A 16083-nucleotide genomic window follows, 5' to 3' on the forward strand; every position below is an offset into this window, starting at 1 on the left:
GAACGAATGACGCAATTGGTAGCTAGAAGCATCACGGTCATGCCGGATGCGCTTAAGAAGATGCAGCAGGTGCTTGGGCATTCGGGTGATGAGGATAATGCCACGAAAATGGGGCAATTGCTGGATAAGCTCGAAAGTGGACGGATGAATATTGCCTTCTGCGGGCATTTCTCTGCTGGGAAATCAACACTCATTAATCAGCTGTGCGGGCATGCCTTGTTACCGTCCAGTCCCATTCCGACGAGTGCTAATATTGTTAGTATTCGAAATGGGCAACCTGGTGCCCATGTGACACAACGCAGCCAGGAAGGGAAGCTCGATCCGCAGGGGATGACAACGACAATTCCACTGAGCGAGCTTGAGGCTTATTGTGTGAATGGAACCGATATCGAAACGGTTGAAATATCGTATCCCATTTCATTTCTTGGCGAGGATACAGCCTTGCTGGACACCCCGGGTATTGATTCTACGGATGATGCTCATCATCAATCCACTGAATCAGCTTTACATCTAGCTGATGTTGTTTTCTATGTCATGGACTATAACCATGTGCAGTCTGAAGTAAATCTTGCTTTTACGAAGAAAATGAAGGAGTGGGGTAAACCACTCTATCTAGTCGTCAATATGATTGATAAACATAAGGAATGGGAACTTCCTTTCGAACAGTATCAGACGGGCACGAAGCAAGCTTTCTTAAATTGGGGTATTGAGCCGGATGATTTACTGTTCGTAACGATGAAGGAGCCTTCTCATCCGCATAATGAGTATGCCAAGCTGCAGTGGTTGCTTAGCCGTCTTATTGAGCGCGGTGATCTCTTGCGCAGCTATAGCATTGATGCTTCTGCGCGTTATTTGGCAACCGAGCATGGCAAATGGCTGGCAGAGCAGCATGAACCGCAGAAGGCGGAATTACTGGAAACGCTTAGTCAAGAAGGCGATGTTGAAGATGTTCAAACCTTAGCTGTTGCCAAGCAAGATGAACTAACGGTGTTGACAAACTTGCCAGAAACATTAACGACAGAACTTCGTAAAGATGTTGGTTCGATTATTGAGAATGCAAATATTACGCCTTCCTTAACCCGTGATTACGCCCACGCCTATTTGGAGAGCCGTAAGCCAGGGTTTAAGGTCGGATTCTTCTCTCGCGCTGCACAAACCGCTGCAGAACAAGAGAAACGGCTAACAGCGTTTCAAGCGGATTTGGCAGAGCAAGTGGAAGCACAACTGGATTGGCACTTGCGGGATGCACTGAAAAAGGCTGCGAACGAGCAAGGACAGCATGATCAAGCGCTAATTGCTCAGATTGAAGCTCTGAAGGTTGAAGTGACTGGCGACTTGATCGCGTCCCAGGTGAATACAGGAGCGACGTTTGGCGGCGAATACACGTTGAACTACATGAAGCAGCTGGCTGGTGAACTGAAGCTGCTGTACCGCAAACAGGCGTTTGCGGTGATTGATATTATCGCGGCTTCGGTCCGCGATGGTTCCAGTGCTGCCGCCGCTGCGCTAGCGGCTGAGCTGGAAGCCCTGAGCGGCCGGCTTAGCGCCTGCCGCGAGCTCGCACGCCTCGCGGAAGCCGAGGCGGCGGCTGAGACCCAGCTGCTGGCGATGGCCAGCTGGGAAAGACCGTCTGCGCCGGCGCTGCCGGATGCGCAGCAGTTCACGGCCATGGAGGAGCCGGCAGCAGCCCCGCTGAGCGGGGCTAACCTGCACACGACCTCCATGGGCACGATCCTGCAGGCCGCCGCGACAGCATCGGCGGCTGCGGGTACCGACACAGCTGCCCCTTCGGAGGCAGCTGTGTCGGTGCCGTCATCCGTGTTCACCACGGGTGAACACGGCAGGCGCATGGAGCGCAAGGCCGCCGACTTGCAGGCGGCCTCCAGTCTCATCGACGGACTGCCGTCGATGAGGTCGCTCGCGCGCTCCATGCGCGAGAAAGCGGAACGTCTGCGGCAGCGGACGTTCACGATTGCGCTGTTCGGCGCGTTCAGCGCCGGCAAATCGTCGTTCGCCAATGCTTTGATTGGCGAACGGGTGTTGCCGGTGTCGCCGAACCCGACGACCGCGGCGATCAACAAGATCATGCCGCCGACGGAAGGCTGGCCGCATGGCACAGCCAAGGTCAAGATGAAGAAGGCGGACGCGATCCTGGAGGATGTGCTGTACTCCCTGCAAATCCTAGGGGTTGAGGCGTCAGATATGACTTCTGCGTTAAAGCGGATTGGTCAGCTTTCTCCTGCTGATGTAACGGCCAAAGGAAAACCGCATTTCTCTTTCCTGAAAGCGGTAGAAAAAGGCTGGGAAGCCGCTTCAAGCCATTTGGGTACTGAGCTTCGGATCACAAAAGATGAGTTCTCAGGCTATGTGGCGGAAGAGCACAAGTCCTGCTTTGTTGAATTTATTGAATTATATTATTCGAATCCTTTGACGGATCAGGGCATAATCTTCGTTGATACACCGGGGGCAGATTCCATTAATGCCCGTCATACGGGTGTCGCTTTTAACTATATCAAAAATGCAGATGCCATCCTTTTCGTCACTTATTATAACCATGCTTTTTCCCAAGCAGATCGTGAATTTCTACTTCAGCTTGGCCGCGTGAAAGATAGCTTTGAAATGGATAAAATGTTTTTCATCGTCAATGCAGCTGATTTGGCGGCAAGCTCTGAGGAGCTGGCAGGTGTCGTTCAGCACGTGGAAACGAATTTAGTGCAGCATGGCATTCGTCATCCGCGTATTTATCCGATTTCTAGTTATTTGGCTGCAGAAGGTAAAATCAATGGCAATGAAAGCTTAGTTGCACAATCGGGCATTCAACCCTTTGAACAGCAATTTGTTCAATTCACCTTGAACGAGCTCAGTGATGTGGCCATCCATTCAGCTAACTTGGAGCTCCATCGGGCGATTGGTACGATGCAGAAGTGGTTAGAGCGGGCGCAATCGGGTGAGGAAGAGCGCAGGCTCCAGTTGATCATGTTAGATGAGTCGGAGCAGCAGGGCTTGGATCTGCTTGATGATACGCGATATGATGCTGAGCTTAAGGAATTGAAAAAAGAAATTCAAGAGTTGATGTACTACGTCAAACAACGCACGATGTATCGGTTTGGCGAACTGTATAATTTCGCCTTCAATCCTTCTACGTTCCGCGATGAAGCCAAGGATCCGAAAGCAGCACTCCAATTTGCATGGAATGAGCTGTTGCGGATGATTGGGCATGATCTATCGCAAGAAGTCCTTGCCACTACGCTTCGTGTAGAGAATCGCATGAATCTCATCAGCGGCAAGCGAATGAATCGCTGGGGTGAGGAGCTGAGCTTGCTGCTAGAGGGCTTTGAGAAGGCTTCCTACGAGTCCAATACGTTTGTGACACCTGAGGTGACGACGAAGCTTGAGGCATCGGATGTGAGCTTGAAGCTGCTTCAGAGCTATTTCAAGAATGCGAAGCAATTTTTCGAGGGTGATGGTAAGAGTAAGTTGAAAGCCGAGTTGGAGAATCGAATCAATGCGCCGGTTGTTGCGTTTATTGAAGGGCAAACGAATGAGCTTGAACAAGCGTATGGCATCCAATTGGAAAATTGGTTAGTTGCTCAGAAATCAATCATGGAGCAGCAGGTCAAAGAGCACGCAGAAGGGCTTCGCGATGCCCTACAAATGAAGATTGATTTGGATGAACTCATATCCAAACAGCATCAGTTAAAGGCATTTGTTTAGTCGTTGAACAAAAGGGGGACTAGGTTCTGAGGAACTTAGTTGCCCCTTTTTTTGGAATGCTCATGTAAAGGCTTTCATTGGCGGTTATCCCGATGATTTAAAAGAATAGGGGGGATTACTACACGTTTTTGTGAATTTATGCCTCTTTAAGCGTTTAAATCCGAGTATCCTCGAATTGCTCACATATAGTGATGGTGTTAAGATTCATAAAGTGTTCACAAACATTAAGCGTTTCAAATCTATCCTTTTAAGGAGGGCCCAAAGTGGATGTATTCAGGCAACTGAAGCCATATTTTTGGCCAGAGAAAAAACTGTTATTTGGAGCCATTGCATGTCTTGCAATCGCTACCGCGCTCGGCTTGGTGTATCCCAATTTACTTCGGTATTTGATTGACGAAGTCATCACCAAGAAGCAATTTGACCTTGTGCCGCGACTGGCACTCATCGTTGTAGTTGTTGTATCTACTAAAGGGATGTTCCAGTTTTTGCATGGTTTATGCGGGGGTCGCTTAGGAAACCGTGTTGCTTACCATTTACGGAATGCACTCTACAACAGATTGCAATATCTGTCGTTCCAGTACTACGATCAAGCAAGAACTGGAGACTTGATGTCCAGGTTGACAGCCGATTTGGAAGCGATTCGCCAATTTATTGGCTTCGGCTTTGCTCAACTCCTGAATGTCATGTTGATGCTCGTTTTTGGAATGGGCATGATGTTCTCCATCAATTGGAAGTTAGCCTTACTTACGATGATTTCGATGCCATTCCTGGCATTTACGGCAGTTCGCTTTGAGGGCAAAATCCACCCTGCATTCCGGATGGTACGACAGTCCCTAAGTACGATGACGACGGCTGTGCAAGAAAATATTACAGGTGTACGGACGGTTAAATCCTTTGCTCGCGAACCGCATGAGGTATCCAAGTTTGCAGCGCGCAATGAAGATTATAAGTCCATGAATATTGAATCGTCAGGCATATGGGCGAAGTATTTTCCGATTATGGAAATTCTAGCGAACTTGAGTGTTGTCATTTTACTCGGGGCTGGCGGCTATATGGTCATTAACGGGACGATTTCACTAGGTGAATTGGTAGCCTGCTTTAGTCTCATTTGGTACATAATCGGGCCGTTGTGGGGGCTAGGCTTTCACATTAATAACTTTACGCAAACCAAAGCATCTGGGGAAAAAATTCTTGAAGTTCTTCATCATTACATGCATGTCAAAGACAGTGAAAACGCCGCTGCGCTGACCAAGGTCGACGGGCATGTACGATTCGATCATGTGACATTCGCTTATCCCGAAAAACAACCGGCCTTATATGATTTTACATTGGATGCGCCTCCTGGTTCCGTTATTGGACTCTTAGGAAGCACAGGATCGGGCAAAACAACCGTGATTTCTCTCCTAATGAGAGCTTATAACGTCAAAGAAGGCAAGGTAATGCTGGATGGTAAAGACATTCGATCCTTGCAGCTTGAAAGCTACCGCAGCCAAATTTCTACGGTTTTCCAAGAAACATTCTTATTTTCATCTACAATTCGCAACAATATCGCTTATGGCCGCAAAGATGTAACGATGGACGAGATTATCCGTGCAGCTAAACTTGCTAAAGCGCATGACTTCATTTCGGAGCTTCCTGAAGGCTATGAAACGCTTGTCGGTGAACGTGGACTTGGGCTTTCAGGAGGGCAGAAACAGCGGATTGCGATCGCTAGAGCCTTGATCAAAGATCCGAAAATTCTTGTGTTAGACGATGCCACGAGTGCAGTTGATATGGAAACTGAGCATGAGATTCAAGCTGGATTCGGGGAAGTTATGAAAGGCCGTACGACGTTCATCATCGCACATCGGATCTCTTCCTTGAAGCATGCGGATGAAATCATTGTGCTTGATAAAGGCCGAATTATTCAAAGAGGAACCCATCAAGAGCTTTTAGAGCAAGATGGCTTATATCGTCAAACGTATGACATTCAATATGCGGACGGACCGCAAAACCAAACTGCACAGAACCAAGCTGCGGTTGCCCGAGAAGAGGGGACTTCTGCAGATGCTACAGATTCAGACTCACAGGATAAACCAATATTCCTTGCCTCTAACCCAGAAAGAAGGTTGGCACATTGAGTACTCCATCAAATCAAGCTGAGGCAGCTTCACCGAATCCAGATTCACAAACAGGGCATCGATTCGTTTATCAAGATGATGAACTGATCGAAAAACCTTTTGACTGGGGCCAATTAAAACGCTTGTTTAGTTACATGAAACCTTATCGTAAACAAATGCTGCCTATTATCATTATCATGATGTTTTTAGGCGCGATTACGAAATTGACAGTTCCACTTCTCATCAGTAAAGCGATTGACAATGCCATTATTCCTAAGGATTCGAAATTACTAGTACTCATTGTTGGTATTATGCTCGGCGTATATTTGATTCAATGGATAGCCAATACATTTCGTATCAAATATACGAATATGATCGGGCAGCGTGTCATTTATGATCTGCGTCATGACCTCTTTAGTCATATTCAGAAGCTCTCCTTTCGATTCTTTGATACAAGACCTGCGGGGTCTGTTCTCGTTCGTGTAACGAACTATGTCAACTCGCTGCAAGATTTGTTTACGAACGGTGTAGTCAACTTATTGATTGATGTTGTGCAATTAGTGGGGATTATCATTATTTTGTTATCGTTTAACTTTAAATTAGGTGCTTCGATCATTGTTACGGTTCCAATTATGTTTATGGTGTCGACGAAGCTTCGCACCAAAATTCGCCGCGCATGGCAAGATGTTACAATGAAGCAGTCCCGATTGAATGCGCATCTGAATGAGTGTATACAAGGGATTCGTGTGACTCAAGCCTATACACAAGAGAAAGAGAACATTAACTTTTTCACGAAGATGAATATGACCAATCGATTGTCTTGGAACCGAGCTTCATTGCTGAATCAATCGTTCGGTCCAATCATTGAAATTACGGGTGCGATCGGATATTGTATTTTGTTCTGGTATGGCGCACATTTGATTCAAACCGAGGAAATCTCAGTTGGTTTGCTAGTTGCATTCGCGACATACATTGGATACTTCTGGGAGCCTATCAACCGGTTAGGGCAAATGTACTCGCAGCTTTTGATTGCGATGGCTTCGGCAGAGCGGATTTTTGAATTTATCGATGAGAAGCCGACGGTGGCTGAAATCGAAGGTGCGAAGGATTTACCTCATGTACAAGGGAATGTGAAGTTCAAGGATCTCGTTTTCGAGTATGAGCCAGGACGTCCTGCTCTGAATGGCATTAACCTGGACGTGACGGCGGGGCAATCCATTGCGCTAGTTGGTCACACAGGATCAGGGAAGAGTACGATCATGAATTTACTTTGTCGCTTCTATGATCCGAATCAGGGGAGCATCGAGATTGACGGACATAACATTAATGGCGTCACGATTCAAAGCCTTCGTTCACAAATTGGTGTCGTGCTCCAGGATACATTTATATTCTCAGGTACGATTCGTGATAACATTCGCTTTGGACGTTTAGATGCTACAGATGATGAGATCGAGCAAGTGGCTAAGGCTGTTCATGCGCATGATTTTATTGCACTGTTGCCAAATGGGTACGATACACAGGTGCAAGAGCGCGGTAATGTCCTGTCCATGGGGCAGCGCCAATTGATTTCCTTCGCTAGAGCGCTGCTCGCCAATCCGCGTGTGCTCATTCTAGATGAGGCGACAGCAAGCATCGACACAGATACGGAGTTGAAAATCCAAGAGGCACTTAAGACACTCCTGGCGGGCCGTACGTCCTTTATCGTAGCACATCGCCTATCAACGATTCGGAATGCTGATAAAATCGTTGTCCTCGATCACGGGCGCRTGATGGAAATCGGCAATCATGAAGAGCTCATGAAGGAACAAAAGATTTACTATGGCTTGATCCAAGCCCAGTATAAATTTTTGCAGGATGCCGTATAGCAACTAGGAAAAAAGCTGTTCAGTCGCCGTATGGTGGTTGGGCAGCTTTTTCTTTTGCGTTTATTCATCCGCACTCGCGTATTCCCATCCCCCTAAAGCACCTCACTTAGGTGCGACTAAAGATCTAGCCGCATCCGCTAAACTCGCTTAATCTCCATAATGTTTGCAAAATTTGGCGAGAAGCTATAATCTTAAAATGAAAATATGCCAAAGATTCGCAGGAGGGGACAGCATTGAAATCATCTCGCTTCATCTGGGGTGCCATTGGTTTAACCGCGTCCATATCTACGATTGTTTTCGCTGTTGGCTTTGCTTACGCGGCGAATCAAATATGGTTTCCTAAAGCATCTGGAGAATTGCAACTCGCCACTCCAGCACCTACGAAACCATCCATCATCGACAGCACCAGTAAGCTCCAAATCGTAGCATTAGGAGATTCACTCACAGCTGGAACAGGCGACAATACTGGAAAAGGTTATGTCGGACGAGTCCGCGAAAAGCTGGAAAAAGAAAGCGGTAAGCCTGTTTTTGTATTGAATAATCTCGCGATTCCTGGCTATAAAAGCGATCAACTTCTGACAGATTTGGCGCAGAAAAAGACGCAAGATGCGCTGTCGCAAGCGGATATCATTTTGCTTACCATCGGTGGAAATGATATTTTTGCAGGAGGGGATGGGCTTTTTAAAGGAACTAATCAAACTGAATTTAATCCAGAGGCGGCAGAAAAGCGGGTAGACCCTGCACTGGCCAAAATGGAGAAAATCATCTCAACCATCAACAAAGCGAACCCGAAAGCAACGCTATTATATATCGGTTTATATCATCCTTTTCTAGATCTTGACCCATCGAGAGAGGGCTCATTAACGGTGCAGCGCTGGAATAACGGCGTCTTTAAGCTCACGAATCAATATCCACAGATGCTCATCGTTCCTACCTACGACCTATTTGAGCAAAATTTGATCAAATATTTATCTTCTGCCGATCATTTCCATCCTAATGGAGATGGTTATGAACGAATCGCGGATCGGATTGTCCAAATTTTAAAATAGGGAGGGCATGGAAGATGGCTATAGCAACGCCTCAGATCGTTCTATCTGTCAATAATCTAAAAAAAAATATTAAAAACAAAGAAATCATCAAAGGCATTTCTTTTGATGTCTATGCGGGTGAAATTTTTGGCTTCCTTGGCCCTAATGGTTCAGGCAAAACAACAACAATTCGCATGCTTGTGGATTTAATACGTCCTACGGAAGGGACTATACATATTTGTGGATTTGATGTTCATAAGGATCATGACGAAGCGATGAGAAAAGTGGGCTGTATCGTTGAAAATCCTGAACTGTATTCCTACTTAACAGGCTGGGAAAATCTCGAGCATTTTGCCCGCATGCTGCCCGATGTGGATGAGAAGCGAATCCAGGAAGTCGTCGAAATTGTCTCGATGGATGTTCGGATCCATGATAAAGTGCGCACCTATTCTCTGGGTATGCGCCAGCGTTTAGGGATCGCGCAAGCACTCCTAGGGCGACCAAGCCTACTGATTTTGGACGAACCCACGAATGGACTTGATCCTCAGGGAATTAAAGAAATGAGGGAGTTTATTCAACGGTTAGCTGCGGATGGACTTAGTTTGTTTGTCTCCAGCCACTTGCTTAGCGAACTTCAGCAAATGTGTCATCGTGTCGCGATTATTAGTCATGGCGAAGTGATTCAAGTAGGTGCTGTAGATGAGCTAATTGCTCAAGGCGGCAGAGTTGTATGGACGGTTTCACCAGGTGAAGAAGCGGAACGAGTACTCCAATCATCAGATTTTGTGATTTCAGCGCTCGCAATGGAGACGGATAACCTAACAAACTTACCAACAACCGTTAAGCAGATTTCAACGCAAATGGATCAAGCGGATATTCCGAAGTTGAGTCAACTCCTGATCGAAAAAGGAATTAGCCTGTATGCGGTAGAAATTAAAAATCCAACACTCGAAGATTTGTTCTTGCGTTTAACCGAAGGGGAACGAATAGAGTAGGAGAAGGTGAATGAATTGACAGGTCTATATGCTTTAGTTAAAAATGAAATGATCAAAATGATTAAGAAAAAGCGGTTTTACGTCATTCTACTTATTCTTCTTGCTTTAATTCCCATGTTCACTTATGCTCAAATGCGAGTTGCTCAACATACACAGAAGCAATTTGGTACATCGGATTGGAAGGCTGATCAACGGCAAAAGGTTACCGATTGGGAAAAACGCCTGAGTTCAGCTAGAACACCTGATGAGTGGAAGCAGCAGCTTCGCGTTCAAATTCAAATTGCTAACTATTATCTCGAAAAAGATGTGAATCCAAGCTCGCCGAATGCGGTTACATTTACACGTGAATTTGTGAAAAATGCCGTGGGTTTATTTATTCCTTTGATTATCATGGTCATTTCAGCAGATATCGTATCATCTGAGCATTCTACGGGGACTATTAAATTATTGTTGACAAGACCGGTCAGGCGTTGGAAAATCCTATTGAGTAAATTAATTACCGTTGTCTTCTTCACTTCACTGACTGTTTTGTCGACGGGATTGATTTGTTATTTGATTTCAGGCGTTGTTTTCGGCTATAACGGATGGAACTTGCCGATATTTACAGGCATACAGTTGACGGGTGCAGATGTCGATTTTAGTCGAGTGCGCGCCGTGGACCAATGGTTCTTCCTCTTGATGGAATTCGGCTTAGTATGGTTCACAGCCATTGTCGTAGCGATTATGTCGCTCATGCTTTCTGTACTAATTCGATCAACCGCAGCAGGTATGGGGGTCATGCTTGCCGTATTAATATCAGGGACTATTCTTTCGAACATGGTTTCCTCGTGGGAAACAGCCAAATATTTGTTTATGGTCAATTTGGACCTGACGAAGTATTTGACCGGAGGGATCCCACCCATTCAAGGAATGGATTTAGCATTTTCGCTTAGTGTTTTAAGCGTATGGACGCTAGCGGCGCTAATCGTATCGTTTACGGTTTTTTCACGCAAAGATATTTTAAATTAGAGATAAGAGAGATAAAGGAGGGCTCCAATGGCTGAGCAGCTAGAATTTGCGAAAGGGAAAGCCCCGACACCCACGACAGATTACGAAGCAGATGATATTCAAGTCCTGGAAGGGCTTGTTGCTGTTCGTAAAAGACCAGGGATGTATATCGGCAGTACCAGTTCCTCAGGTCTTCATCATCTGATCTGGGAAATCGTAGATAATGCAGTCGATGAGCATCTGGCGAAGCATTGTTCCAAAATTAATGTCACGATACATAAAGATCAATCCGTTACCGTTCAGGATAATGGCCGCGGAATTCCAACTGGTATGCATAAGACTGGTGTTCCTACGCCGCAAGTCGTCTTTACGATTCTCCATGCAGGCGGTAAATTCGGTGGGTCAGGCTATAAGAAATCCGGGGGCTTGCATGGTGTTGGTGCTTCTGTAACTAACGCACTATCCGAGTGGTTAGAAGTGGAGATTAACCGTGATAGCAAAGTGCATAAGATGCGCTTTGAATACTGGGTAGATGATAAAGGTATCGAGCATGTTGGTGAACCGGTTACTGGACTTGAGGTTATCGGTAATACCAATCGTACAGGTACGAAAGTTACGTTTAAACCAGATAAACGTGTGTTTCAAGGCGGGACAACGATCAATTACGATACACTTGCTGAGCGTTTGCAAGAAATTGCTTTCCTGAATTCCGGACTCCAAGTTAACCTGAAAGACGATCGCACCGATAAAGTGGATTCTTTTCAGTATGAAGGCGGAGCGAGTCAGTTTGTGGCTTTCCTGAATGAAGAGAAGACGGTGCTGCATCCTGTGATTCATTTTGCCTCTGAGAAGGATGAAATTGAAGTTGAAGTCGCGTTGCAATACAATGATGGCTATACAGAGACGATTGCTTCGTTCGTTAACTCGATACCTACCCGCGGCGGCGGAACACATGAAACGGGTTTCAAAGCAGCTTATACTCGTGTGATGAATGAATATGCCCGTAAAGGGGGCATTCTCAAGGAAAAGGATAAAAACCTCGACGGAACGGATCTCAGAGAAGGTATGATGGTCGTTATCAATATCAAAATGGGCGATGTCGAGTTTGTAGGCCAAACCAAGGACCAATTGGGAAGTGCCATAGCACGTAGTGCAGTGGACGCCGTTGTATCCGATAAAATGACGGTTTTCCTTGAAGAAAATCCGCAAATCGCTCAAATGATGCTGAAAAAGGCTGTACAAGCATCCAGAGCGAGAGAAGCAGCACGTAAAGCACGTGAAGAGATTCGCAGCGGCAAGAAAGGGAAGAGCGAGAGCTCGAACCTGAATGGTAAGCTTACGCCTGCACAATCCAAGGATTTGCAACGGAATGAGTTGTTCATCGTGGAAGGTGATTCCGCTGGCGGGTCTGCAAAGCAAGGGCGCGATTCGAAGCATCAAGCGATACTGCCGCTAAAAGGCAAGCCGATGAATCCTGAGAAGGCGAAGCTGCTCGATATTTTGAAAAATGAAGAGTATAAAGCCATTATCGCTGCGATAGGTGCAGGCGTTGGCTCCGAATTTGAAGCAGACGAGACGAATTACGGCAAGATTATTCTAATGACAGATGCGGATACAGACGGAGCGCACATTCAGGTACTCCTGTTAACCTTCTTCTATCGTTACATGAAGCCTTTGATCGATGCTGGTAAAGTGTATATTGCACAGCCACCCTTGTATAAAGTTACGAGAAAAGGTAAAAATGGTGGTCATAAATACGCTTGGACGGATGATCAACTGCAGGTTGTGGTCAAAGAACTCGGTAAGAATACGGAGCTTCAACGCTATAAAGGACTTGGCGAGATGAATCCGGATCAGCTGTGGGAAACGACGATGAATCCGGAAAGCCGAACACTGCTTCAGGTGCAGATTGAAGATGCGGCCAAAGCAGAACGACGTGTGACCACATTGATGGGCGATAAAGTAGATCCACGCAAGAGATGGATCATCGAGAATGTTGATTTTACCGAATATGTTGAGTAGACCAAAAAGAGTGGTGACGAGAAGTTGAGCATTATAGAAGAATTTTTACCAGCCTTTCTGGAGGAGATCGTTGGCGATCGCTTCGGTCGGTATTCCAAATATATTATTCAGGATCGCGCAATCCCCGATGTTCGAGACGGCTTGAAGCCTGTTCAACGTCGTGTATTATACGCGATGTATGATTCTGGCAACACGCCGGATAAGCCTTATCGGAAATCAGCGAAAACCGTAGGGGATGTTATGGGTAATTATCATCCTCATGGAGACGCGTCCATTTATGATGGTATGGTCCGTATGGCGCAGCCGTGGAAAATGGGGCATACCCTCGTCGATGGGCATGGTAACTGGGGTTCGTTAGATGATGATCCACCGGCAGCTATGCGTTACACCGAAGCACGTTTATCTGAAATTGCAATGGAATTGCTGCGCGATATTGAGAAGCGTACCGTGATGTTCAAGGATAACTTTGATAATTCAACCAAAGAACCGGTTGTATTACCTGCACGTTATCCGAATTTGCTCGTAAACGGCGTTAGYGGGATCTCTGCAGGCTTTGCGACGGAAATTCCGCCTCATAATCTGCGTGAAATCATTGACGCTTGTACAGCCATGATCGATAAACCTGAAATCACCGTCGACGAATTGATGGAGATTGTGAAAGGACCAGATTTCCCAACTTCAGGTATCATCATGGGGGAAGAAGGCATTCGTGATGCGTATCGTACGGGCAAAGGCCGTATTTACGTCCGTTCCAAAACCGCAATCGAAGAGATGCGCGGCGGCAGACAACAAATTGTCATTACGGAAATTCCCTATCAAGTCGTTAAATCCCGGTTAGTTACTGCGATGGAGAACATCCGTCTGGAGAAAAAAATCGAGGGTATTGCCGAAGTACGGGATGAGAGTGGACGGAATGGGCTTCGTATCGTTATCGAGCTCAAGAAGGAAGCGGATRCACAAGGGATTTTGGCTTATTTACTGAAGAAAACCGATTTGCAAGTTACCTATAATTTCAACATGGTTGCGATTGTGAATAAAGCGCCTCGTCAGCTCGGTATCCGCGAGATTCTTGAAGCTTATATTCAGCATCAGAAAGAGGTCGTGACGTTCCGCTCGCAATATGAGCTGGAGAAAGCGGAAGATCGGGCACATGTCCTAGAAGGGCTTGTTAAAGCTCTGAACATTTTGGATGAGGTTATTGCTACGATTAAAGCATCGAAAAATCGGCAGGACGCACAAAATAATCTCGTAGAGAAGTTTCATTTTTCGGAACGACAAGCTGATGCCATTCTCGTCCTGCAATTATACCGTTTAACAAATTTGGAAATAACAACGCTTGAGAAGGAATTGAAAGATGTTGAGAAAACGATCGCGTACTTGCGCGGGATTCTCGGCAGCTTGAAGAAGCTCCTAGGCGTAATTAAAGATGAGATGGGCGAAATCCGTAAGAAATACGGCATTGATCGCCGCTCAGAGATTCAAGGTGAGGTTGAAGAACTGAAAGTAAATCTGGAAGTCCTTGTAACCGCAGAAGATGTGCTCGTTACCTTGTCCAACGAAGGTTACTTGAAGCGGACAAGTAAGAATTCTTACACGCGTTCGGGTGGAGACCTTGAGAATACAGGCATGAAGGACGGCGATTATCTTCGCTTCTTGCTCGATGTCAACACGATCGAGAGCTTGCTGATCTTCACGAAGAAGGGACAATATTACTTATTGCCTGTCCATCAAGTGCCGGAGTACAAGTGGAAAGAGAACGGTACTGCCATTGTGAATGTCATCCCGATTGCGAAGGAAGATCGCATCGTGAATGTGATTCCAGTAAAGGGCTTTGAAGATCCGACGAAGTCACTCGTGTTCGTTACACGGAAGGGTCAAGTCAAGCGTACAGAGCTCAAAGAGTACATGACGAACCGTTCCAACGCGATTGTTGCTTGTAAGCTTGGTGAACAAGATGAAGTGCTGCATGTTCATATGAGTGACAATACGAAGGAAATTCTGCTCGTCACGAAGCATGGCATGAGCATCCGTTTCCGTGAGGAAGAAGTAAACCCGATGGGCCGTGCGGCCGCTGGTGTGCGCGGCATCCAGCTCAAGGAAGACGATGAAGTCGTGTCTGCCGAGTGGATTTATGGGGATGAAGGGGAAGTGCTAGTCATCTCGGACCTCGGGTATGCGAAGCGATCTCTCGTTGTGGATTATCCAATTCAAGGTCGCGGCGGGAAGGGTATTATTACCTTCGAATTCAAGGAAGGTAAGCGTGTCAGACCTAACGGTTCAGCCTTAATCCGAACATTAATCGTGAAAATGGATTACGTGGTTACGGCTGTGATGAGCACTGGCGAGAAGCATCGGTTCTCAACAGAAACAGCTCCATTGGAAGATCGTAAAGCTCAAGGCAAGTCACTCATTTCAGTGAGTAAAACAGAATCGATTGTTGAGATTTTACGCTTTCCTCAATCGTAACTAATCGTTGGGGGATCCAGTCTTTCAATTAGTGCAAAAGCTAACTCTAATAAGACCCACAGGGGCATCGGTTCGTCTAATCGATCAAGCCACTGTGGGTCTTTCAGTATGCCGGCTTCCAGCGCTTTTTGGCCTAGCTCCAGTTTCCAATCTTCCAATCCAATCACTCCTTGAATGTAAGTTAACAGACTTGAACGTCAAGTTTCCTCGAAAGTAAAGGGACTCGCTGTTGTCTACAAGGGTGCATGACACCTTCGATCAGTATATGTAGGCACTGGGCAATATGTTAAAAAGAGTCGATTCGCCTGTCATCCCACACAGGAGTTGACAAACTTTGAGAGGGCTCGACACCAGGTTTCAGCAAACCACAGCATGTCCAACTAACTTGCAATTTTTGTAAGAAAATATTAATGGCATTAATCTTTAAACTAGCGAATAGGCGTGCTATACTTGCTGTAAATAGGTGAAAATGGAAGCGAGTTGATGAGGATGTATTCCGATGAATTCGGAAAGCTATGGCTAAAATTATCGAAGGAATTGAAAAATCAGATGGAGGTAGGCTTAGCCCCTACGATTACGGAAGGTCAGTTGAACGTGCTTGAATTGCTCCTGGTCCACGACCGTATGAAGCCTTCGGATTTAATCGAATACTTATCCACGACACCTGCTGCCGTCACAACCTTATTAGACCGGATGGAAAAAGCGGAGTTGATTACGCGTGTACGTGACGAAAAGGATCGTCGAATCGTCTGGATCCACGTAACGGACAAAGGAAAAGCGGAATGCGAGAGAGGCCGTGGAATCCGTGAAGAACTGTTGGATTCGTACCTGAATCGCGTTTCCGCTCATAATCAAAAATTGCTTATTTATTTATTGGGCAAGGTTGCGAATTAGCGAATTAGTGCAT

The 16083-nt window shown here is 46.1% G+C and carries 10 protein-coding genes; 9 read left to right on the plus strand and 1 reads right to left on the minus strand.

The annotated features are described in order from the left end of the window. Positions 1 to 6: 6 nt before the first annotated feature. The 8 genes from AC1DVJ_RS22390 (at position 7) to gyrA (ending at position 15176) form a co-directional block, all read left to right on the plus strand. Complete coding sequence (locus AC1DVJ_RS22390; RefSeq protein WP_477593455.1) at positions 7 to 3714, plus strand: dynamin family protein; 3708 nt, start codon at positions 7 to 9, stop codon at positions 3712 to 3714. Between the two features lie 263 nt (positions 3715 to 3977). Then, the gene (locus tag AC1DVJ_RS22395) at positions 3978 to 5834 is read left to right on the plus strand and encodes an ABC transporter ATP-binding protein (RefSeq protein ID WP_477593457.1); all 1857 of its coding nucleotides are present in this window, start codon (positions 3978 to 3980) and stop codon (positions 5832 to 5834) included. Then, the gene (locus tag AC1DVJ_RS22400) at positions 5831 to 7678 is read left to right on the plus strand and encodes an ABC transporter ATP-binding protein (protein WP_477593459.1); all 1848 of its coding nucleotides are present in this window, start codon (positions 5831 to 5833) and stop codon (positions 7676 to 7678) included. The genes AC1DVJ_RS22395 and AC1DVJ_RS22400 overlap by 4 nt, the downstream gene beginning before the upstream one ends. A 233-nt stretch (positions 7679 to 7911) precedes the next feature. Further along, entirely contained in the window at positions 7912 to 8727 is an 816-nt protein-coding gene (locus tag AC1DVJ_RS22405; protein WP_477593461.1) for a GDSL-type esterase/lipase family protein, read from the plus strand. A gap of 14 nt (positions 8728 to 8741) precedes the next feature. Next, the gene (locus AC1DVJ_RS22410; protein ID WP_477593463.1) at positions 8742 to 9701 is read left to right on the plus strand and encodes an ABC transporter ATP-binding protein; all 960 of its coding nucleotides are present in this window, start codon (positions 8742 to 8744) and stop codon (positions 9699 to 9701) included. Positions 9702 to 9716: 15 nt separating this feature from the next. Further along, positions 9717 to 10709, plus strand: coding sequence for an ABC transporter permease subunit (locus AC1DVJ_RS22415; RefSeq protein WP_477593492.1), 993 nt, complete (start codon positions 9717 to 9719; stop codon positions 10707 to 10709). Between the two features lie 27 nt (positions 10710 to 10736). Continuing rightward, positions 10737 to 12710 (plus strand): DNA topoisomerase IV subunit B, encoded by a 1974-nt coding sequence (parE, locus tag AC1DVJ_RS22420; protein ID WP_477593466.1) that lies wholly within the window; start codon positions 10737 to 10739, stop codon positions 12708 to 12710. 24 nt (positions 12711 to 12734) lie between these two features. After that, complete coding sequence (gene gyrA / locus AC1DVJ_RS22425) at positions 12735 to 15176, plus strand: DNA gyrase subunit A (protein ID WP_477593468.1); 2442 nt, start codon at positions 12735 to 12737, stop codon at positions 15174 to 15176. Here gyrA and AC1DVJ_RS22430 read toward each other — a convergent pair. Then, on the minus strand, positions 15167 to 15334 hold the full coding sequence (locus AC1DVJ_RS22430; RefSeq protein ID WP_477593470.1) for a hypothetical protein: 168 nt from the start codon (positions 15332 to 15334) through the stop codon (positions 15167 to 15169). The genes gyrA and AC1DVJ_RS22430 overlap by 10 nt on opposite strands. A gap of 331 nt (positions 15335 to 15665) precedes the next feature. On the opposite strand from AC1DVJ_RS22430, the gene AC1DVJ_RS22435 reads away from it, so the two are divergent. Beyond that, positions 15666 to 16070, plus strand: coding sequence for a MarR family winged helix-turn-helix transcriptional regulator (locus AC1DVJ_RS22435; RefSeq protein WP_477593494.1), 405 nt, complete (start codon positions 15666 to 15668; stop codon positions 16068 to 16070). Positions 16071 to 16083: the final 13 nt, after the last annotated feature.

The sequence above is a fragment of the Paenibacillus sp. P4_A9 genome (assembly GCF_056402415.1).